General features: G+C 54.7%; 17 protein-coding genes. 15 read left to right on the top strand and 2 right to left on the bottom strand.

Annotation, left to right across the window (positions count from 1 at the left end; all coding sequences use genetic code 11):
- Positions 1-17 precede the first annotated feature (17 nt).
- From ACF8D4_RS17605 to phoU, 4 genes are all read left to right on the top strand, one after another.
- The gene (locus ACF8D4_RS17605; RefSeq protein WP_345843879.1) at positions 18-2,276 is read left to right on the top strand and encodes an ABC transporter permease subunit; all 2,259 of its coding nucleotides are present in this window, start codon (positions 18-20) and stop codon (positions 2,274-2,276) included.
- A gap of 62 nt (positions 2,277-2,338) precedes the next feature.
- Positions 2,339-3,994 (top strand): phosphate ABC transporter permease PstA, encoded by a 1,656-nt coding sequence (gene pstA, locus ACF8D4_RS17610; RefSeq protein WP_109248653.1) that lies wholly within the window; start codon positions 2,339-2,341, stop codon positions 3,992-3,994.
- 32 nt (positions 3,995-4,026) lie between these two features.
- Positions 4,027-4,845 (top strand): phosphate ABC transporter ATP-binding protein PstB, encoded by an 819-nt coding sequence (gene pstB / locus ACF8D4_RS17615; protein WP_025009812.1) that lies wholly within the window; start codon positions 4,027-4,029, stop codon positions 4,843-4,845.
- Between the two features lie 30 nt (positions 4,846-4,875).
- A complete protein-coding gene (gene phoU, locus ACF8D4_RS17620; protein ID WP_025886617.1) occupies positions 4,876-5,580 on the top strand; it encodes a phosphate signaling complex protein PhoU in 705 nt (234 codons plus the stop codon).
- 202 nt (positions 5,581-5,782) lie between these two features.
- Here the strand turns inward: phoU and ACF8D4_RS17625 are convergent, their stop codons facing one another.
- Positions 5,783-6,166 (bottom strand): VOC family protein, encoded by a 384-nt coding sequence (locus tag ACF8D4_RS17625; RefSeq protein ID WP_025009814.1) that lies wholly within the window; start codon positions 6,164-6,166, stop codon positions 5,783-5,785.
- Positions 6,167-6,357: 191 nt separating this feature from the next.
- Between ACF8D4_RS17625 and ACF8D4_RS17630 the strand changes: the two genes are divergently transcribed.
- The 4 genes from ACF8D4_RS17630 (at position 6,358) to ACF8D4_RS17645 (ending at position 11,578) form a co-directional block, all read left to right on the top strand.
- On the top strand, positions 6,358-6,948 hold the full coding sequence (locus ACF8D4_RS17630; protein WP_107111020.1) for a DUF502 domain-containing protein: 591 nt from the start codon (positions 6,358-6,360) through the stop codon (positions 6,946-6,948).
- Positions 6,949-7,303: 355 nt separating this feature from the next.
- The gene (locus ACF8D4_RS17635) at positions 7,304-9,289 is read left to right on the top strand and encodes a BCCT family transporter (protein WP_208142677.1); all 1,986 of its coding nucleotides are present in this window, start codon (positions 7,304-7,306) and stop codon (positions 9,287-9,289) included.
- Positions 9,290-9,313: 24 nt separating this feature from the next.
- Positions 9,314-9,673 (top strand): YajD family HNH nuclease, encoded by a 360-nt coding sequence (locus ACF8D4_RS17640; protein WP_025009816.1) that lies wholly within the window; start codon positions 9,314-9,316, stop codon positions 9,671-9,673.
- Positions 9,674-10,030: 357 nt separating this feature from the next.
- A complete protein-coding gene (locus ACF8D4_RS17645; protein ID WP_028780324.1) occupies positions 10,031-11,578 on the top strand; it encodes a peptide MFS transporter in 1,548 nt (515 codons plus the stop codon).
- 89 nt (positions 11,579-11,667) lie between these two features.
- Here the strand turns inward: ACF8D4_RS17645 and ACF8D4_RS17650 are convergent, their stop codons facing one another.
- A complete protein-coding gene (locus ACF8D4_RS17650) occupies positions 11,668-11,925 on the bottom strand; it encodes a DUF1289 domain-containing protein (protein WP_107111037.1) in 258 nt (85 codons plus the stop codon).
- Between the two features lie 534 nt (positions 11,926-12,459).
- Here ACF8D4_RS17650 and ACF8D4_RS17655 point away from each other — a divergent pair.
- From ACF8D4_RS17655 to ACF8D4_RS17685, 7 genes are all read left to right on the top strand, one after another.
- Positions 12,460-13,761 (top strand): SAM-dependent methyltransferase, encoded by a 1,302-nt coding sequence (locus ACF8D4_RS17655; protein WP_258181176.1) that lies wholly within the window; start codon positions 12,460-12,462, stop codon positions 13,759-13,761.
- A gap of 201 nt (positions 13,762-13,962) precedes the next feature.
- Complete coding sequence (locus tag ACF8D4_RS17660) at positions 13,963-15,012, top strand: 3-oxoacyl-ACP synthase III (RefSeq protein ID WP_028780321.1); 1,050 nt, start codon at positions 13,963-13,965, stop codon at positions 15,010-15,012.
- A gap of 88 nt (positions 15,013-15,100) precedes the next feature.
- Positions 15,101-16,087 (top strand): alpha/beta fold hydrolase, encoded by a 987-nt coding sequence (locus tag ACF8D4_RS17665; protein WP_392468902.1) that lies wholly within the window; start codon positions 15,101-15,103, stop codon positions 16,085-16,087.
- A gap of 1 nt (position 16,088) precedes the next feature.
- Positions 16,089-17,903 (top strand): olefin beta-lactone synthetase, encoded by a 1,815-nt coding sequence (gene oleC / locus ACF8D4_RS17670; RefSeq protein WP_392466040.1) that lies wholly within the window; start codon positions 16,089-16,091, stop codon positions 17,901-17,903.
- A gap of 124 nt (positions 17,904-18,027) precedes the next feature.
- Positions 18,028-19,092: a 2-alkyl-3-oxoalkanoate reductase gene (gene oleD, locus ACF8D4_RS17675; RefSeq protein WP_392466043.1), complete on the top strand. Its 1,065-nt coding sequence runs from the start codon at positions 18,028-18,030 to the stop codon at positions 19,090-19,092.
- 25 nt (positions 19,093-19,117) lie between these two features.
- Positions 19,118-19,633, top strand: coding sequence for a rod shape-determining protein (locus ACF8D4_RS17680; protein WP_144219957.1), 516 nt, complete (start codon positions 19,118-19,120; stop codon positions 19,631-19,633).
- 211 nt (positions 19,634-19,844) lie between these two features.
- Positions 19,845-20,735 carry an ABC transporter ATP-binding protein gene (locus ACF8D4_RS17685; RefSeq protein WP_107004578.1) on the top strand — a complete coding sequence of 297 codons (891 nt, stop codon included), beginning with the start codon at positions 19,845-19,847 and terminating at the stop codon, positions 20,733-20,735.
- Positions 20,736-20,741 lie beyond the last annotated feature (6 nt).

A 20,741-nucleotide genomic window follows, 5' to 3' on the forward strand; every position in this document is an offset into this window, starting at 1 on the left:
AATAATAGAGGTTCTTAATGGAAAGTCAGGTCATTCAGCCTGCTTCTGCGTCGAAAGATCTGTTGGTGAGCAAAGGCTCCGGCCGCAGAGCCTTCAAGGATAAGGCCGCGCAGATAGGGGTAACAGTGGGCGGAACCATGGTGTTCGTCGCCCTTTTGTTGATCTTTTTCTATCTGCTTTACGTGATTAAGCCGGTGTTTGACGGCGCCAGTGTTGAACCCGTCACCGAAGTGAGCCTGCCGGCCAGTTCAGACAAGACGCTGATGGTGGGCAGTGACGAGCAAAATGAACTGCTCTATCGGGTCGGTGACCAAGGCGTGGTGGACTTTTTCAGGGTCAAAGGCGAACAGCAGCACCAACAGGTGAAACTGCCTGTGCCAGATTCGAGCAAAGTGGTCAGCAGCGCAGTCAGCGCCCCAAGCCAGCAGTTGTTTGCCCTCGGACTGGATAACGGTCAACTCTTGTTGGCCGGGGTCGAGTTTGGTGTCAGCTATCCCAATAACCAGCGTCTGATCACTCCCAAGGTCAAGTATCCACTGGGGGAGTCGGCACTGACGGTTGCCGAGGATGGCTCGCCACTCAAGAATCTCGCCTTCGGCTATAGCTCGGAGAGCATGAGCTTTGCCTACCAGGACAGCCAGAATCGCTGGCAACTGACCAAGATGCTCGGCGAAGAGAACATGATGACAGAGGAAGTGGAGTGGAACACACAAACCATGCCACTGCCGGATGCGCCTTCCCGTACTGAACATCAACTCATGACCCCGGATCAGCGCCAACTGCTGCTGCAGTCCGGCAACAAAATTTTTGTCTACAACATTCAATATGTGGATGAAATCTCGCTGCAACAGGTGATAGATGTCGAGAAAGCCAAGGCCAAGGTCACCAGTTTGAGCTTGCTGGCGGGCGCCAGTTCACTACTGGTCGGCTACGATAACGGTGTGGTGGCCCAGTATTTTCAGGTGGCCAGCGACCGCGGCCGTGTCTATCAGGAGATCCGCAAGTTTAGCGGTTTGGGTAAGGTGGACACCATAGCCTCTGAGTTCTACCGCAAGAGCTTTGCCACAGTAAGCCCAGAGGGTGAACTGTCTTTGCTTTACACCACGAGTGAGCGCGAGCTGTTCGACAAGAAGTTCGATCTCAAGGCGCCGGGTGTTATGGGCTTCAGCCCCCGCTCCAATGCCTTGATCATTGAAGATGGCCGCAAGCTGCACCTGTACGCGGTTGACAACGACCACCCGGAAGTTTCCTGGAGCGCCCTGTGGAACAAGGTATGGTACGAAGGTTACCCTGAGCCGCAGTTTGTCTGGCAGTCCACTTCCGGCTCGGATGATTTTGAAGCCAAGCTCAGCCTGATGCCGCTGGCATTCGGTACGCTCAAGGCGGCATTCTATGCCATGCTGTTTGCCGTTCCTCTGGCGATTGCCGGCGCCATCTATACCGCCTATTTCATGTCGCCCAAGGTGCGCAGCATAGTCAAGCCCACCATTGAAATCATGGAAGCCCTGCCGACAGTGATCCTCGGTTTCCTGGCCGGTCTCTGGCTGGCACCGCTGATTGAAGAGCATCTGCCCGGCATTCTGGCCTTGCTGCTGCTGTTGCCGATAAGCATAGTGACCAGTGCCTATGCCTGGTCCAAGCTGCCGGGGCGCATCAAGGCGATACTGCCGGAAACCTATCAGGAACTGATGCTGATCCCGGTGATCTGTTTTGTCGGTTGGTTCTCCTTTGCCATCAGCCCGGCAATCGAAGTGGCCTTCTTCCACGGCGACACCCGCCAGTTCATCACCAATGAGCTGGGGATCACCTTCGATCAGCGTAACGCGCTGGTGGTGGGAATAGCCATGGGCTTTGCCGTCATTCCAACCATCTTCTCCATTGCCGAAGACGCCATCTTCTCTGTGCCACGTCACCTGTCGAACGGCAGCCTGGCCTTGGGAGCGACCCCCTGGCAGACCCTGACCCGGGTAGTGCTGCTGACCGCAAGCCCGGGGATATTCTCGGCAGTCATGATGGGCCTTGGCCGCGCCGTGGGTGAAACCATGATTGTACTCATGGCCACGGGGAACACCGCCATCATGGAGTGGAGCGTGTTTGAAGGGATGCGGACCCTGGCGGCCAATATCGCGGTGGAAATGCCGGAGTCGGCCATCGGCAGCTCCCATTACCGGGTATTGTTCCTCGCAGCCTTTGTGCTCTTTATCTTTACCTTCCTGTTCAACACTGTGGCCGAAGTGGTGCGTCAGCGTCTGCGCGACCGCTACAGCTCACTGTAACGGGAGAGAAATTATGAATAGAACACTAGATGTTTCGCCAATCACCTTAAGGGGTTTGTGCAATGGGTAAGTGGTTTAAATCAGGCTCTCCCTGGATCTGGATGACAGGGGGCGCCGTTAGCCTGAGTTTGATTGCGGTGTTGGGGCTATTGTTACTCATCGCCTGGCGTGGCCTGAGCTATTTCTGGCCCGCGGATATCTATCAGTGGGAGATGCAGGATGACAAAGGCCAGCGCTACACCCTGATAGGAGAGCTGTACGACAGAGAAGAAGTGCCGACCGAGCGGTTGAAATCCGCCGGTTACCACTTCAACTCAGAGCCGGGTGAGTTTGTGACCCGTTATCTGGTCAAGACGGGTAACCGTGAGTTTGTCGGCCTGGATTTCCGCTGGATTTTGGAGACAGATATTGTGTCGCGCTCCACCCCGGAAGGCTTGGCCATGATAGAGCGTACCAAGAACGGTAACTTCTACGGCTACCCTGTGGCCGTGATTGAGAAGGGCCAGCGGCTGGAACTCGGTGGCGATGTGCAGAACTCACTCGAGGAGCATATCGAGCGCGCAGTGGACCTGGCCGATCAGGCGATGGCACTGCAGAAGCAGGACATAGGCGCGGTTAACTATGAGCTGGAACGTCTGCGCCTCAAAGAACGTGGCTATGAGCTTGATGATGCCTTGACGCCTGAGCGCAAGGCCGAGCTTGAGTCCAAGCGTCAGCAACTGAACCAGCATTATCAAGGATTGGAAAAGCAGCTGTTCTCTCTGCGTGAGCAAGCCGGGCGTGACTCTGTGATAGTACGCGACATGCGCGGCGAAGAAGTGACCCTCAGCCTGGATTCGGTGCTCGATGTCAGCTATGTCAACCGCATGGGCTTTATCGACAAGGTTGGCCACTGGTTTGTTGGTCTGGGACGCTTTATCAGTGACGATCCCCGCGAAGCCAACACAGAGGGCGGGGTGTTTCCGGCGATTTTCGGCACAGTATTCATGGTGTTGCTTATGGCCGTGATAGTGACACCATTCGGTGTGGTGGCCGCCATCTATCTGCACGAATACGCCAAGAAAGGGCCAATCACCAAGATGATACGTATCGCGGTGATCAACCTCGCCGGTGTGCCTTCGATTGTGTACGGGGTGTTTGGTCTGGGCTTCTTTGTCTATATGTTGGGGGGCTCGCTGGATCAGCTGTTCTATCCAGAGGCGTTGCCGTCGCCCACCTTTGGCTCTCCCGGGGTTATCTGGTCGGCACTGACTTTGGCGATTCTGACCCTGCCTGTGGTGATAGTTTCCACCGAGGAAGGCTTGTCACGTATTCCAAGCTCAGTGCGTCAGGGCAGCCTGGCACTGGGGGCCACCAAGGCCGAAACCCTGTGGCGGATTATTATCCCCATGGCCAGCCCGGCGATTATGACAGGGCTTATTCTGGCTGTTGCCCGCGCCGCCGGCGAAGTGGCACCCTTGATGCTGGTGGGGGTGGTCAAGTTGGCGCCTACCTTGCCTGTGGATATGAATTTCCCCTTCGTGCATCTTGAGCGTAAGTTCATGCACCTCGGGTTCCATATTTATGATGTCGGTTTCCAGAGCCCCAACGTAGAAGCTGCCAGGCCTTTGGTCTATGCCACCTCGTTCCTGCTGGTATCTGTGATCGTGGCACTCAACCTGACGGCTATCAGCGTGCGCAACCATCTGCGTGAAAAGTACCGCTCGCTTGAACACTAATTGACGATTATCCTGAAGTGATAGGACAGAATATGATTTCGATAGACTCATCGGTAATGAATACTGAGACGCTGGATCTGGCGAACCTGCCTGCCGAAGAGACGGCGCTGGAGATCCGTAACCTGGATTTGCGCTATGGTGACAAGCAGGCGCTGTTTGATGTTTCCATGAAGATCCCCAAGAAGAAGGTTACCGCCTTCATCGGCCCCAGTGGTTGCGGTAAGTCAACCTTGCTGCGCTGTATCAACCGGATGAACGATCTGGTGGATAACTGCCATATCGACGGGGAGATCTTGCTCCATGGCCAAAACATCTACGACAAGAAAGTCGATGTTGCGGCGCTGAGACGCAATGTGGGCATGGTGTTCCAGCGCCCCAATCCTTTCCCCAAGTCCATTTATGAAAATGTCGTCTATGGCCTGCGCCTGCAGGGCGTGAGTAACCGCCGTGAGCTGGATGAAGCCTGTGAGCGTTCACTGCGCGGCGCCGCCATCTGGGACGAAGTGAAAGACAGACTGCATGACAACGCCTTCGGGTTGTCAGGTGGTCAGCAGCAGCGTCTGGTGATTGCCCGGGCGATAGCCATCGAGCCTGAAGTCCTGCTGCTCGATGAGCCGACTTCGGCGCTGGATCCTATCTCGACCCTGACTATCGAAGAGCTGATCACAGAGCTCAAGTCCAAGTACACAGTGGTGATAGTGACGCACAACATGCAGCAGGCGGCCAGGGTGTCGGATCAGACTGCCTTTATGTATATGGGCGAGCTGATCGAGTACTCGGATACCAACACTATCTTTACCACGCCAAAACAGAGTAAGACCGAAGATTATATTACCGGCCGCTACGGTTGATAAACGCTGCGTCCGAGCAAGGGGAAGCAAATGGAAAACAAGAACCTGAATAAACATATCTCAGGCCAGTTCAATGCCGAGTTGGAAGATATCCGCAACCGGGTGCTGGCCATGGGCGGTATGGTAGAGCGGCAGTTGGAACAGGCGCTGGATGCCCTGGGCAGCCTGGATACCGAGTTGGCGCAGAAGGTGATCGAGGGCGATCACAAGGTCAACGGCATGGAGGTGATGATAGATGAAGAGTGTACCCGTATCATTGCCAAGCGTCAGCCTGCGGCCAGTGACTTGCGTCTGGTGATAGCCATCTCCAAGACGATTGCCGATCTTGAGCGCATCGGCGATGCCTGTGTGCGTATCGCCAAGGCGGCACAGGAGAAGCGCAGCAATAATCAGCAGCCGCTGCTGGTCAGCATTGAGTCCATGGGGCGCCATGCCACCCGTATGTTGCACTCGACCCTGGATGCATTGGCGCGGATGGACGCCGACTCGGCGCTGGAGCTGCACAAGGAAGATGCCAAGCTGGACAAGGAATATGAAGGCATCATTCGCCAGTTGATGACTTACATGATGGAAGATCCCCGCTCTATCCCAGGTGTGCTGGATGTGCTCTGGGCTGCCCGCGCGGTTGAGCGGGTAGGGGACCGCTGCAAAAACATCTGTGAGTACGTGATTTACTACGTCAAGGGCAAAGACGTACGCCACGTCTCCTACGAGGAGATGGAAAAAGAGCTTTAAGCTCTTATCCGCGAGCCTTAGAGAAAGCCGCTTGTAGTCAAGCGGCTTTTTTGTGCCTGTGCAGGCTGGTGCAGCTCGGTTAGCTGCACCGCCCGGTCAACGGAGCTCTTGGTCAACGGAATACTTGGTCAACAGAGAACTTGGTCAACATAGGACTTAGTCAACATAGGACTTAGTCAAAGCAGTCTCGTCAAAGCCCAGCCTAGTCAACGCGGTATTCTGCCAGCTCGATCAGGTTGCCGTCAGGATCGCGAATATAGACTGAGTCTATCGGGCCGGTGGCGCCGGTACGGGCGACGGGGCCCTCTTCGATGTCGATACCCACGGCACTGAGATGCGCCATAACATCCTCGAGTGAACCACAGGTGATAAAGCACAAGTCCGCCGAACCACTTTGGGCTTTGGCGGCATTGGGGTAATATTCGCGGCCAAGCTGGTGCAGGTTGATTTTCTGATCGCCAAATTGCAGCGCCGTTCTGTTATCGGCAAAGGTTTGGCGTTTCATGCCCAGTTTTTGGTAGAAGGCGACACTCTGCTCTATGTCGCGGACGGTCAACACCAGGTGATCCAGTCGGGTTACGCGCATGCTGTTATTCTCCTTGTCGCACCCGGGAGACCCTGCGGCCTCCCGGGGTAATATGCACAACATTTTGCTATCGATTTGCGTCTCTGTCAGGATACAGAGTTGAGCGCCTGTTGGGGAAGGGGCAGCCGAGAAACCTTCCTTTGAGCCTCTGTCCTGCGCCCTATACAGTCTTAAATATCAAGAGGAATTCAATGAAACAAACCCTGATCCGCGGCTTGCTTAATCTGCTGCCTATGGCACTTAGTCTCTGGCTGTTCTGGTCCTTGTTTGAATCTCTCGACAGCCTGGGCAAGTTACTCTTCTCTCTGGTGGGCATGGACACTGTATTTACCGGAGCCGGTTTTATATTGGTCACAGCCTTGGTATTTGTTGCCGGTTTACTGTTTTCCGTCAGCCCCATCGTTTGGCTCTGGAGCTGGATTGAACGGCAGTTGATGCGTTTTCCCCTGTTCAAGTCTGTCTATGGCAGTATCCGCGATATTGCTTCTTTGATGAACCGAGATGGCAGTAAGCCCAAGTCGCAGCAGACAGTATTGGTGCGCCAGGCAAACAGCGGTTTTGTGGTCGGCTTTATTATGACGGACAAGCCGCCTCAGCCGCTGCTCGATGCCTTGCCCGAAGGGGACTGGGTGCCTGTGCTGTTTCAACTCTCCTACCAGATGGCCGGGGTCACCAGCCTGGTCAAACGAGAGGACTTGATCATGGTGGATTGGTCATTCGAGGAGGCGATGCGCTTTAATCTGACCGCGGGTATTTCACAAACCCCCAAGAGCGGCGAGTAGGAAAAGGCTGATTCTGTGAGCGGGAGTTGCCAGAGACTCCCCATTTTGTCCGTTTTTGTGTATAATCAGCGCCGATTGTTGCCAAAAGTAGCAGTTTGTGTCCGAGTCGATTGCCATTCAATATGCCACGGTAATCTTGTCTGTCCCGCCAACACTTTGATCCCGGTGGGTCCTATCTCTTCCATTTTTATCAAGCCGAGAGCTTGTCCGCGGAAGGGTGTCACACACTGCACATAAACACCCGATAAGCTTTTGGTGTGGCTTTGGATAAGCGTTGTCCCCGGCCGAGTTCAGCGGTAACTTAGGAACTTGATCGCAGGCAGCGCAGTTTTATCCGTAAAAAGGAGCGCAAAATTTGATTAAGTCGAGTATTAATCCTCCGGTGTTTTTTTCGTCAGTGTTCTGTATCGCCTTCATGGTGTTGGTGTGTGCCGTCTGGCCGAATGAAGCGCAGGAGCTATTTAAGTCAGCTCAATCCTGGCTGGAGTTGAAGGCCGGCTGGCTCTACATCATGGGCGTGGCCATTTTTCTGGTATTCATCATCTTTGTGATGGTGAGTCGCTTCGGTGATATCAAGCTTGGGCCGGATCATGCCGAGCCGGATTACAGCTACAAGAGCTGGATCGCCATGCTGTTCTCTGCCGGTATGGGCATAGGCTTGATGTTCTTTGGGGTTGGTGAGCCTGTGATGCACTACCTGGCGCCGCCGGACGCGGATCCCCAGACAGTTGAAGCCGCCAAAGAGGCGATGAAGATCACCTTCTTCCACTGGGGTATTCACGCCTGGGCCATCTATGCGGTAGTGGCCTTGAGTCTGGCCTATTTCAGCTATCGGCATAAGCTGCCGCTGCTGCCAAGAAGTGCCCTTTATCCTCTGATTGGTGAACGTATTTATGGCCCCATAGGCCACTGCGTCGACACCTTTGCCGTGCTTGGCACCATGTTTGGTGTGGCTACCTCATTGGGCTTCGGGGTATTGCAGGTTAACTCGGGACTCAACTATCTGTTGGGTGATTCTTTCCCTATCAGCAGCACTGTACAGGTGGCACTGATCATAGGTATCACTCTTATCGCCACCGGCTCTGTGTTTTCCGGCCTGGATAAAGGGGTGAAGCGTTTAAGTGAGCTTAACCTCGGGCTGGCTTTTGTGCTGATGATGATAGTACTGCTGTTTGGTCCAACGGTTGCTCTGCTGCAGTCTTTCGTGCAAAACACCGGCAGCTATTTGAGTGAGCTGGTGAGCAAGACCTTTAACCTCTATGCCTACGAGCAGAAGAATGACTGGCTCGGTGGCTGGACTCTGCTCTACTGGGGCTGGTGGATCTCCTGGTCACCTTTTGTCGGTACCTTTATCGCCCGGGTCTCCCGCGGCCGCACCATTCGTGAGTTCCTGGTGGGGATTTTGTTTGTTCCCAGTGGTTTCACCTTCCTGTGGATGACGGTTTTCGGTAACTCGGCGATAGATGCCATCATGAACCATGGCGCCGAATATCTGGCTACCGCGGTTTCTACCGATGTGTCGGTCGCCCTGTTTACCTTCTTCGAGCACTTGCCGCTTTCCAGTTTGCTGTCAGTCATCGCTGTGTGTCTGGTGGTGACCTTCTTTGTGACCTCGTCGGACTCAGGCTCTTTGGTGATCGATAACCTGACCTCAGGCGGCGATGCCGATGCGCCTGTATGGCAGCGGATCTTCTGGGCCCTGATGCAAGGTGTGGTTGCCTCTGTGCTGCTGCTCGCAGGTGGCTTGCAGGCGCTGCAAACGGCAGCGATTGCCAGTGCCATGCCGTTCTTGTTGGTGATGCTGCTTATCTGCTTTGGCCTGTTCAAGGCGTTGCAGGATGACTGGCTCAAGATCAACAGCGTGCAGCTGCATACCACCAGTGTGCAGTACGCCAGAACCAGCGTGTCCTGGGAAGACAGGATAGATGTGTTGGTGTCGCATCCCTCCTACGAGCAAGCGCGGCGCTTTGTCGACAACGTGGCGACACCGGCGCTGTCCAAGGTCTCTCAGGGCTTCTTGTCCCGCGGTATCAATGCCGATCTCCAGTACGATGAAGACAGGGTGAGGTTGGTCATCGAAAATGAAGAGGTGCAGACCTTTGTCTATGGCTTGCGGATCCGCGCCTTTACGCTGCCTGTGACCCATCAGACTCAGGCAGAAGCTGAGGATGAGTCACAAAATAACTACTTCCGGGTTGAAGTCTTCCTCGAACACGGCGGACAGTATTATGATGTGATGGGTTATACGGAAGAGCAGATCCAGGCAGATGTGGTGACTCAGTATGAGAAGCACCTGCATTATCTGCATCTGTCCAGCGCAGAATATGTAGAGGGCCCTTAAGGGCCCGTTCACCGGAAAAGAAAGATGGCAGAACAGAGTAAATTGGATCGGGTGCTGGCGCAGGCCCGTGAGTATCAGGCAAGTCGTGAAAAAGGCTATCGGGAGCAGGCGCTCAAGCTTTATCCCTGGGTTTGTGGCCGCTGTGCCAGGGAGTTTACCCACAAGAACTTGCGTGAGTTGACTGTGCATCACAGAGATCACAATCACGACAACAACCCTTCAGACGGTTCCAACTGGGAGCTGTTGTGTCTCTACTGCCATGACAACGAGCACTCCAGGTTTGAAGAACTGGTGCAGTACGGCGACACCAGTGAAGCCAAACAGGCGCCGGCCACCTTTAATCCTTTTGCCGATCTCAAGGCGAGAATGGCGGCCAAAGATTGACCGCTTCTTTTGGGAAGGCCTGATAAGGCTTAAGCCATTCAATGCAAAAACCGTCCATTCAAGGACGGTTTTTTTATGTCATAGGCGCTGATAAATGCTGTTTTCAAGTCGCCTTGGTGGTGATTTTGGAACTGATAAGAATTCTCATTAATTAGTGGAAACCCCTGTGGCAGCTGGGTTTGCTCCGTTTTACCCACTGAAGGTAAGTGTTTTGTTGAAAAATTCGCCAATGGAATTTGAGCTGAGTAGGAGAATTGCGACAAAGTGTGTTTTGCCCCAGAGTTTGCGTTGGATTGTGCGGCCAGCAGTCTTATACTCGTCTGACAATTATTTCAAATCAAGATGGAAGCAAGCAAAATGACATTAGGGTCTCCTAAGGTAAGCAAGACGCATTCTTTTATGACTGTGTCACTTATCGAGCTATGGGAACGTTTCGGTTATTACGGTATGCAGGCGCTTATCGTGTACTTCATGGTACAGCGTCTAGGGTTTGAGGACAGTCGCGCCAACCTGGTATGGAGTGCCTGTGCCGCATTGATTTATGTGTCGCCGGCGATTGGTGGCTGGGTCGGGGATAAAATTCTCGGTACCAAGCGCACCATGTTGCTAGGTGCCGGTATTCTGTCATTGGGTTATGCCTTGATGACAGTGCCGACCGAAAACACCTGGTTCCTGTTTTCGGCCCTTGGGGTAATCGTTGTCGGTAACGGTTTGTTCAAACCCAATGCCGGTAACCTGGTGCGCAAAATCTATGAAGGGGACGACTCCAAGATAGACAGCGCCTTTACCATTTACTACATGGCGGTGAACGTAGGTTCCACCTTCTCCATGTTGTTGACTCCCTGGATTAAAGATTACGTCAACGCCAACTATGGCAATGAATTTGGCTGGCATGCGGCTTTCGCCGTCTGCTGCGTGGGCCTACTGGTAGGCCTGGGTAACTACGCCATGATGCGTAAGACTCTGGCCAACTATGGCTCGGAGCCGGATACCCGTCCAGTGGAAATGAATAAGCTGTTTGCGGTACTCGGCCTGGCGGCCCTGTCTGTAGTGGCTTCAGCCTTTATCCTCGAATATGAAGATGTGGCCCGCGCCTTTGTTTACACAGCTGGTGCCGCCGTACTCGGTATCTTTATCTACTTGATTAAAAACAGTGAAACCAGTGAACGGGCCGGTTTGATAGCCGCCTTGGTTCTGACGGTACAAACCGTATTCTTCTTTGTGTTTTACCAACAGATGTCTACCTCGCTGGCGCTGTTTGCCCTGCGTAACGTCGACTGGAACTTCCAGGCCTTTGGTATCGATCTGTGGACCTGGTCACCGGCGCAGTTCCAGGCCTTGAACCCTATCTGGATCATGTTGCTCAGTCCTGTACTGGCCTGGGTTTATGCCTCTGCCGGACGTAACAACAAGGATATTTCCATCGCCGCCAAGTTCGCACTGGGCTTTGCCGTAGTGGCGCTGGGTTTCTTCATCTACAGCTTCGCCGGTATGTTCGCCGTCGATGGCAAGACCTCTTCCTGGGTGATGATCTGGGGTTACGGCGCATACTCACTCGGTGAGCTGCTGGTCAGTGGTTTGGGCTTGGCTATGATTGCCCGTTACGTACCTGAGCGCATGGGGGGCTTTATGATGGGGGCTTACTTTGTCGCCTCGGGCATCTCTCAGTATCTGGGTGGTGTGGTGGCCAACTTCGCCAGTGTGCCGAAGAACATAACCGATCCGCTTGAGACTCTGCCCATCTACACCAGCTTGTTCAACAAGTTGGGGATAGCGGCGCTGGTTTGTACCTTTATCGCGCTGGCAGTATTGCCGCTGATGCGTCGCCTCACAGAAACTCACCATTCCCACAACGGTAATGGCGGTGCCGCCAGTTCCCTTGGGAATGTCAGCTCAGAGCAGTAATGACTGAGTGATCCATAAATTCCAAAAAGACCGCGATTGCGGTCTTTTTCTTTATGAAGGCTTAGTTGCCTTGAACGCTTAAAGCTGTATCACTCTTTTTTGCTTGCATTGCTCTTGTCGCTGCGCCCAAGCCTGGCCTCTGCCTCGAGGTATTTGGTTCTGCTGATAATGCCGCTGTTTTCCATGCCCGAAAAGGCGCGTTTTCGCTCCGGGAGTTTGGCAATAATGGCGCGTTTCTCTTCATCCGGGCAACGGCTCCAATTGACGATTTCATCTATATGGCGCAGGCAGCCCATACAAAAGTCGTCTTCATTGAGGCCGCAGCGCGCCACACAGGGAGATTGGATCATTCAACACCCTTCTTATCAATATTCTGTTCAGCGGCGGAGTGTAGCGCCATGAATTGGCGCGATTGATTTCGCTCTACCAATTTCACTCGACCATTTCGTTAGATTGAGTTCGTTAGATTGAGTTGGTTCGATTGTTTTGTCAGCTTGGGTACATCAGTCTATTGCGGCAGGTGCAAAGGTAACAGCTTTGAGCGGATTTATACCTGAAAATAGCGGCGGCAGCTTTCGTTGCCAGGCCGCCAGGAAAGATGATAATTCGGGCTTTAGACATAGTTTATTGAAACAATAATCCACTTTTAATCAAATTGTTATGTGAATTAGTCCTTACTGCTGGCTTTTCCCCTTGGCTGTAAAGCTATCAGCAAGCGGGAGACTCAACCCCAGCTTTTTCGCAGGCTTTGCCCCTGTTTCCTGCTTGGGTGGCGCTATTTTCCTCAAAGGCAACCAGGGGCTATAATGCGACCCCTTTAAGTTAATCGGGCCAGTAAAATGTGTGACTGCCAACAGAATTCCCCCCGGCAAGCCGAGCCAGTGGCTGGCAGGGTTGAAACCCGGCTGACGGCAGTTGATTGCAGCTTGCCCGAGGTGAAAGCAGAGCTTCGACAGCTCAGTCAATTGTTGCTCTCAAGCCGCGCGCTTTGGAGTGTCAGGAGTTTCGAGCACCACAAGCTTCCCTGGCAGCAGCGCTTTGCCAAGCTGGCCGCAGCGCTCTGGGCTATTGATGACGATGCGCTCGAGACTGTGGATGCCAGTCAGTCATTGTTGTTGGCAACCCTCTGGCCGGCCTTGGTTGCAGACTTGAGCGAGCAGGAATTGGCCCTGTGGGACAAGAGACACTTTGCCTGGCACCTCTTTGATTATCCGGCACCTGAAAAGGATAACGACCAACCTAAGCTCTGCGCGTCAACCGAGGCCCGGCTCAGTGCCGGTATAAAGGGCCGAAAATGGCAGCAGATAAGCCGCTTTGCCAATACCATAGCCACCCATAACAACCCCTTTCCTTTATTGGAGTGGTGCGCCGGAAAAGGGCATCTCGGGCGCCTGCTCAGCGCCTTGAGCGGCAAGGCGGTATTGAGCCTGGAGTTGCAAGCATCTTTGTGCGAAGCCGGCGAGCTAGCGGCAAAAAAACGTAACTTGCCGCAGCAATTTGTCTGTGCCGATGCCTTTGCCGACGAGCCTTGTTATCTCAAGCCCAAGCAGCATGCTATTGCGCTGCATGCCTGCGGCGAGCTGCACCTGACGCTGCTGCGCCGCGCGGTTGCAAGTGGTACCGCTGTGGTCTCGGTTTCCCCTTGTTGTTATCACCTCTTGCCCTCCGGCAATATCACTCCCTTGAGTCAAAGTGCCCAAGAGCAGGCGCTGCGACTGGATAAGACGGCGCTGCAACTGCCGCTTAATCACAGTGTTATTGCCAATCAAAAGGCGCGCGCCGACAGGATCAAAGAGGTCAGTTGGCGGCTCGGATTCGATAGTCTGCAGCGTGAAGTGCGTGCTCAGGACACTTATCTGCCACTGCCTGCGGTACGGCAGAGTCAGCTGTCCGGCAGCTTCAAGGACTTCTGTCTTTGGGCCGCGGCGCAAAAGGGAGTGCTATTGCCTGAGGCGGTGGATTTTGCCGCCTATCAGCGCTTGGGGGAGCAAAGGCGCAGATTAACCGCCCGTATTGACTTGGCGGCACATCTGTTTCGGCCGGTTATTGAACGGTATCTGCTGCTCGATAGGGTCTGTTTCCTGTTGGAGGCCGGTTACCGGGTGCAGCTAGGCGCCTTTTGTGAGCAGGCCACCACGCCGCGCAATGCCTTAATCCATGCCTGGTTGCCTGGTAGCCGATAAATGAAACAACAACGCCCGCTTGGACAGAGATGTCTCTCAAGCGGGGAATTAGTCGGCGCCAAGTACCGGCTTAATGCGTTTTTTATTGAATACCCCGGCGTTTCTTGGTCAAATGACGCCAGCCTGGGGCATAAGACTTAATTATCACGACCCCAAAAGATAACAAGGGCACAGAGCGCCCGAGAGAGCGATTGGCTTTTCATGAATTATTCCCGTGTGTATATCAATAGTCTGGCTTATGAGTTGGCGCCGGAAATGGTGTCCAGCCGCGAGTTGGAATCCCGGCTTGCGCCGCTTTATCAAAAGTTTCGTATCCCTATTGGGCAACTCGCTGCCCTGACGGGCATTGAGGAGCGTCGTTGGTGGCCCAAGGGCTTCAAGGTTTCCCAAGGTGCAGTGTGCGCCGCCCAAAAGGCGCTGGCCGAGACTGGGCTGGAGCCCAAACAACTGGGCGCCTTGGTTTACACCGGCGTGTGCCGTGATCAGCATGAGCCGGCCACGGCCTGTGCTGTGGCTTCTGCCATAGGTATCGGGCGCGACTGCGCCGTTTTTGATATCAGCAACGCCTGCCTGGGAGTCCTGTCCGGTATTCTGGATGTGGCCAACCGTATAGAACTGGGGCAGATCCGCGCCGGTATGGTGGTGTCCTGTGAATCATCCCGGGAGATAGTCGAGGCGTCCATAGAGCAGATGCTGGCTGAACCCAGCATGGCAAACTTTGCGGCTTCTCTGGCCACCCTGACCGGCGGCTCAGGTGCCGTGGCCGTTATCCTCACGGATGGCAGCTTGCCGCTTACCACCTCCCGCAAGCATCAGTTGCTCGGTGCCAGTCAGTTGGCGGCGCCGGAGCATCATCAGATGTGTCAGTGGGGTTTTGTCGAGGTCGGTAACCGCCTCTACCGCGAAGTGATGCGCACAGATGCCGTTGCCCTTTTGAAGGAGGGGGTGGAGCTGGCGCGCCAGACCTGGGAGCAGTTTTTGCAGCAGCGCCAGTGGCTTGCCGGACAGGTGGATAAGGTTATCTGTCATCAGGTGGGGGCTGCCAACCGAAAGCAAGTACTGGGCGCCCTGGGCATTGCCGAGCACAAAGAGTTTCCCACCTTTGCCCGCCTTGGCAATATGGGCACTGTCTCTTTGCCTGTGTCGGCGGCGCTGGCCCACGGTGAAGGCTTTTTGCAGGCAGGCGACCGGGTGAGCTTTCTTGGCATAGGCTCGGGACTCAACTGCATGATGCTGGGGCTGCGCTGGTAAGCCCTTGATACAGGTTTTAGACAATGCCCATTCGACAGGGCCCATTAGAATAGTGCCTAAATAACCAAAATTAACAACAGGATAGCCAATGGCCACCCTAGATACACTCTTCCCGTTCAAGCGTCATTTCATCACGCTCGGCGGCCACAAACTGCATTATGTGCATGAAAAACCCGCCGGGATTAACGGCCAACGCCCCGATGCCGTGGTGATGGTGCACGGTAACCCCAGCTGGTCTTTTTACTACCGTAACCTGGTGCAGGCGTTAAGCGACCAATATGAATGTGTGGTGCCGGATCATATAGGTTGCGGCTTGTCCGACAAACCGGGCGATGATGCCTATGACTACACTCTGGCGCAGCGTATCGACGATCTGGAAGCACTGCTGGACAGTCTGGATATTCGCAGCAATATCACACTGGTGCTGCATGACTGGGGCGGCATGATAGGCATGGGCTATGCCGCCCGCTATCCCGAGAGGATTAAACGCCTGGTGCTGCTCAATACCGCCGCCTTCGGTTTGCCAAAGAGCAAGCCCTTGCCGCTGGCGCTGAAAATCTGCCGCGATACTGCGCTTGGCACCCTGCTGGTGCGAGGCTTCAATGCCTTCTCATCCGCCGCTTCCTATGTGGGAGTTAAACGTGCGCCCATGGCCGCGGATGTGCGCCGTGCCTACGTGGCACCATTCAACTCCTGGCAAAATCGAATCTCGACTTTGAGGTTTGTTCAGGATATTCCGCTCAAGCCCGGTGACAGAAACTGGGACTTGGTACAGTCGATTGATGCCAGTTTGCAGCAGTTTACCCAGGTGCCGACTATTATTCTTTGGGGTCTCAAGGACTTTGTCTTTGACCGGCACTTCCTTGAAGGTTGGCAGCAGCGCTTGCCCAAAGCCGAGCTGCACGCCTTTGCTGACTGCGGCCATTATATTCTTGAAGACGCCAGTGATGAGGTGATAGCCCATATTCGCCGCTTTATCGCTAAAACGGCAGTGGCCAAAAGCGCCGACGAACAAACATCTAACCCTGAAGAAAAGGCATCGGCGGAAACAACCTCAGCCGGGAGCGCTGACTGAGATGTTCCCACCCGCCGAAGACTCGCAAGTGGCCGCAAATGAACAGGCCCCGGAGGCAAACTCCGCCAAGGGGCACAACCTGTGTCGCCACCTGAAGCAGGCGGCCATTAACCAGAGCGAGGACTTGGCGGTTGCCGTGCAGCGCCGCTGCGGTGGTAAGTTCAGTTACCAGGAGCTTGATTTCAAGACCCTGGACAGCGACAGCGACCGGCTTGCCAGCGCTTTGCTCGACTATGGCTTCAAACCCGGGATGAAAGCTGTGCTTATGGTGACTCCGGGGATAGAGTTTTTTGTGCTTACCTTTGCCCTGTTCAAGGCGGGGATCATCCCTGTGATGGTGGACCCAGGTATGGGGATCGCCAAGCTCAAGCAGTGTCTGGCCGAAGCCGAACCCGACGCCTTTATCGGGATCCCCAAGGCCCATGTGGCCAGATTGCTGTTCGGTTGGGGCAAACCCAGTATCCGCTTGTTGCTGACGGCAGGTGAAGGCTTTCTTGGCCGTAACCCTCCTTGGGGTGGCAGCAGTGTCAGCCGTTTGTTGGCCAGGGCACCAGAGTCAGTCACATTTCCCATGGCGCAGCTCGGCGCGCAGCAGATGGCGGCCATCTTGTTTACCAGTGGCAGCACCGGCACTCCCAAAGGCGTGGTCTACAGCCACGGTATGTTTGAGGCGCAGATAACCGCGCTGCAAAATGACTATGGCATTCGTCCCGGCGAGCGGGATCTGTCGACCTTCCCGCTATTTGCCCTCTTTGGACCGGCGCTGGGGATGGCATCGATAGTGCCTGAAATGGATGCCAGCAAACCGATAACCGCCAGACCGGAAAACTTGTTTGCCGCCATAGAGCACTATGCCTGCAGCAATATGTTCGTGAACCCCGCCTTGCTCGACCGTTTGGGACGCGGCGGAAACGGGCGCCGGCTGCATAGCCTGAAGCGGGTGATATCGGCCGGCGCGCCGGCCGATCCCAAGGCGATAGCGCGTTTCTCCGCCATGTTGGCCGAGGATGTCGAAGTGCTCAACTCCTATGGCGCCACCGAATCCCTGCCAGTCTCCATGGTTGGCAGCAAGGCGCTTGGCGCCACCGCCGCCATCACCGACAAGGGCGGCGGCATCTGTGTTGGTAAGCCGGTATCCGGAATAAGGGTCAGTATCATAGGGATCAGTGAAGAGGCCATCGACAGCTGGTCGCCGACTCTTGAGTTGGCGACGGGGGAGATAGGCGAAATCGTCGTTGACGGCGCTGTGGTCAACCAGAGCTACTATCGCCGTGAAGGCGCCAACAAACAGGCCAAGATTGCCTATAAAGGCCGGCAACTGCACCGGATGGGCGATCTCGGTTATCTTGATGCCGAGGGCCGTTTATGGATGTGTGGCCGCAAGGCCCACAGAGTGGATGTCATTCAGGACGGTGAGCTGCAAAAGCGCTATCTGTCTATTCCCTGTGAGCGAATTTTCAATACCCATCCTCAGGTTAAACGTTCGGCACTGGTTGGCGTTGAACTGATGCAGAATAAGCCTGGCGGCGGGGGGACAGTCCAAGAGAGCGCTTTCCTTGAGAGCACTTCCCCTGATAGCACAGTGCCCGAAAAAGCGCCGCTTATCTGCATCGAGCTTGAGCAATCCCTGTCGCCAGCCGAGCAGCAACAGCTGTTTACCGAGTTGCAGGCTCTTGCCGACAAGCAGCCACTGACCCGGGGCATCAGGCATTTTATGTTGCATCCGGGATTTCCCATGGATGTGCGCCACAATGCCAAGATATTCCGCGAGCAACTTGCCGTTTGGGCGCAAAAACAGTTGGATGGAAACCGCTGAAAACCAAAATAGATAACAGAGACAGAAAACCACTATGGCCACATCAGCACCGCAATCTCAATCATCTGAGTCAATAGCCTCATCGCAGGATTTGCCCGCGGCTTTATTACAAGAGACAGCGGCTTTGTCACAAGAAACCGGGCATGATGAACTTCATCCCGAGCTGTTGGCGCTGGCCCGGGAACTTGCGACCCGAGTCAAGCGGGTATTGGTGACAGGCGCCGGAGGCTTTTTGGGAGAGGCCATATGTCGGCCGCTGCTGGCTGCCGGTATTCAGGTAGTGGGGGTGGCCAGGGGCCATTATCCGGCGCTCGAGGCCATGGGCGCTACCATGGTGCGCGCCGATATTTGCGACAAGCAGGCACTGAAACAAGCCCTCGATGGCTGTGAGCTTATCTTTCACGTTGCCTCCAAGGCCGGAGTCTGGGGCAGCAGAGCGAGCTATTTTCGCCCCAATGTGTTGGGGACCGAAAACATCATCGCCTGCGCCCGTGAATTGGGGATTGGTTATCTGGTCTATACCAGCACGCCGAGTGTCACCTTCGATGGCAAGGATGAGGCCGGTATCGATGAATCCGTTCCCTACGCCAGGCGTTATCTCAACCATTACGGCGCCTCCAAGTCGGAAGCGGAAGAGTTGGTGCTGGCCAGCGCCCAAAACGGCTTGAAGACAGTGGCCATTCGGCCGCACCTGATTTGGGGGCCTGGCGATCCTCATCTGGTGCCCCGCGTGCTGGAGCGAGGCCGCAAGGGTCGGCTCAAGTTGGTGGGTCATGACGATAAGTTGGTGGACACCATTTATATCGATAATGCCGCCTTTGCCCACCTGAGCGCGGCCAGGAGCCTGCTGGCTGAACCTTGTCGCTGCAATGGCAAGGCCTATTTTGTCAGTAACGATCAGCCCCTTACTATGGCGGCCATGCTCGACAGCATTCTTGCCTGTGACAACTTACCCGCGGTGGAAAAGCGGGTACCGGCCACTCTGGCCTACGTCATTGGCGCCATGCTCGAAGGAATATACCGACTGCTGGCTATCAAGCAGGAGCCGCTGATGACCCGCTTTGTCGCCAAACAGCTTTCCTGCAGCCACTACTACGACATCTCAGCCGCCAAGCGCGACTTGGATTACAAGGTCATCGTCAGTATGGAGCAGGGGATGAATAAGCTAAAGCGCTCTCTTGGCCACTAGCTCAAGAAAATCATAAGGAAATAACATGTTTTCGCTGTTGTCCGGCACAAAGCCGGCGCTTATTTATATCGAGTTCAACGCCAAACGTATCAGGCTCACCCTTGCCGACAGTCGCCATAGTCTGGGGCAAGTCAGTCTTGAGACCATTCCTGAGGTGGCAGTGCAGCAGGATAACAAGGGCAGTTTCAAGCTGTTGGCAGTGGGCGATGAAGCGCGGCGACTGGCCGCGACCAAGGGAGTGAAATGCCTCAATCCCTTCGAACATGTCCGTACCCCGTTGGCGGACTTTTACCTGGCCGAAATCCTGCTCAAACAGCTGGTTAAGCGGGTACTACCGCGAAAACTTTTTGCCAAGGCGCCTTTGCTTATCATCCAGCCAAGCGACGAATATGCCGGTGGCCTGACCATGATAGAAGAGCGCGCCTTGCAGGAACTTGCCTTTGCTGCCGGAGCAAAAGATAGCCTGGTTTACCAGGGGCCGAGACTCACAGGGCTGCAGGATTTCAATGGGTTGAAACTGCAGCAAGTGAAGGCCTTTTAGTCGAGCCAAAGTACTGCACCAAAGTACCGCACATATTGCAATCTATCACTGGCGGCATCTCTGCGCCGCTGAGAAACTGTACAGCAAAAGGTTATCGGCGTTAGCGAACAAAGTATGTTAAATGTTTGAATCTTTGTTACAAATTTTGCAAGTTGTAATGTTTAAATCATGCTAGCTTGGTATTCATTTATCTCTCCGGCATGAGGAAACTATGCTCAGTATCGAAGCCCTAAGCAAGACCTATGACAACGGTGTTAAGGCACTGGATAATGTAAATCTACAGGTAGACAAAGGGATGTTTGGTCTGCTCGGCCCCAACGGTGCAGGCAAATCCTCTTTGATGCGCACCATAGCCGCATTGCAAAGTGCCGATAGCGGCAGCATTAGTTTCGACGGCATAGACATTCTCAAACAGCCGCAAAAATTGCGTCAGACCCTGGGGTATCTGCCGCAGGATTTTAACGTTTACCCCAGGATCAGCGCCTGGGACTTGCTCGATCACCTGGCTATTCTCAAAGGGATCAACAACAAGGGTGAGCGGCGTGAGATGGTGGATGGCTTACTGGCACACACCAACCTTTATCAACACAAGAACAAGGCGGTCAGCGGTTTTTCCGGCGGTATGCGTCAACGTTTCGGGATTGCGCAGGCGCTGCTTGGCGACCCTAAGCTGTTGATTGTCGACGAACCCACCGCCGGCTTGGATCCTGAGGAGCGCAACCGTTTCCACAACTTGTTGGTGAGCCTGGGGGAAGAGAAGGTGATTATCCTCTCGACCCATATAGTGGAAGATGTCTCGGAGCTTTGCGCCAATATGGCGGTGCTCGCCGGTGGTCAGATCCTGCTGCAGGGCAATCCCATGGAGTTGGTGGTCTCTTTGGAGCAAAAAATTTGGACTCGCACCGTCAGCCAGGCCGAGGCCAGCGAGCTTGAACAACAGCTCAATGTGATTGCCAAACGCCTGTTTGCCGGCCGCACTGTGCTGCATGTCTGGGCCGATTCGGCGCCGGAAGGTTTTACTCAGGCAACGCCGGGGTTGGAAGATCTTTATTTCAGCACCCTGTATCGCCACCGCAACAGCAAGCCGGTTCAGGCTGCCTGAGGAACT

This window comes from Shewanella sp. YQ_9 (genome assembly GCF_043103185.1).
GTDB lineage: Bacteria > Pseudomonadota > Gammaproteobacteria > Enterobacterales > Shewanellaceae > Shewanella > Shewanella algae.

What these genes read in the sequence shown, in the direction of transcription:
- ACF8D4_RS17680 (WP_144219957.1), top strand. Translation starts at nt 19,118, where the DNA reads ATGTTTTCGCTGTTGTCCGGCACAAAGCCGGCGCTTATTTATATCGAG.
- ACF8D4_RS17640 (WP_025009816.1), top strand. Translation starts at nt 9,314, where the DNA reads ATGGCAGAACAGAGTAAATTGGATCGGGTGCTGGCGCAGGCCCGTGAG.
- ACF8D4_RS17605 (WP_345843879.1), top strand. Translation starts at nt 18, where the DNA reads ATGGAAAGTCAGGTCATTCAGCCTGCTTCTGCGTCGAAAGATCTGTTG.
- oleC (WP_392466040.1), top strand. Translation starts at nt 16,089, where the DNA reads ATGTTCCCACCCGCCGAAGACTCGCAAGTGGCCGCAAATGAACAGGCC.
- ACF8D4_RS17645 (WP_028780324.1), top strand. Translation starts at nt 10,031, where the DNA reads ATGACATTAGGGTCTCCTAAGGTAAGCAAGACGCATTCTTTTATGACT.
- pstA (WP_109248653.1), top strand. Translation starts at nt 2,339, where the DNA reads ATGGGTAAGTGGTTTAAATCAGGCTCTCCCTGGATCTGGATGACAGGG.
- phoU (WP_025886617.1), top strand. Translation starts at nt 4,876, where the DNA reads ATGGAAAACAAGAACCTGAATAAACATATCTCAGGCCAGTTCAATGCC.
- ACF8D4_RS17665 (WP_392468902.1), top strand. Translation starts at nt 15,101, where the DNA reads ATGGCCACCCTAGATACACTCTTCCCGTTCAAGCGTCATTTCATCACG.
- ACF8D4_RS17630 (WP_107111020.1), top strand. Translation starts at nt 6,358, where the DNA reads ATGAAACAAACCCTGATCCGCGGCTTGCTTAATCTGCTGCCTATGGCA.
- ACF8D4_RS17625 (WP_025009814.1), bottom strand. Translation starts at nt 6,166, where the DNA reads ATGCGCGTAACCCGACTGGATCACCTGGTGTTGACCGTCCGCGACATA.
- ACF8D4_RS17685 (WP_107004578.1), top strand. Translation starts at nt 19,845, where the DNA reads ATGCTCAGTATCGAAGCCCTAAGCAAGACCTATGACAACGGTGTTAAG.
- pstB (WP_025009812.1), top strand. Translation starts at nt 4,027, where the DNA reads ATGATTTCGATAGACTCATCGGTAATGAATACTGAGACGCTGGATCTG.
- ACF8D4_RS17660 (WP_028780321.1), top strand. Translation starts at nt 13,963, where the DNA reads ATGAATTATTCCCGTGTGTATATCAATAGTCTGGCTTATGAGTTGGCG.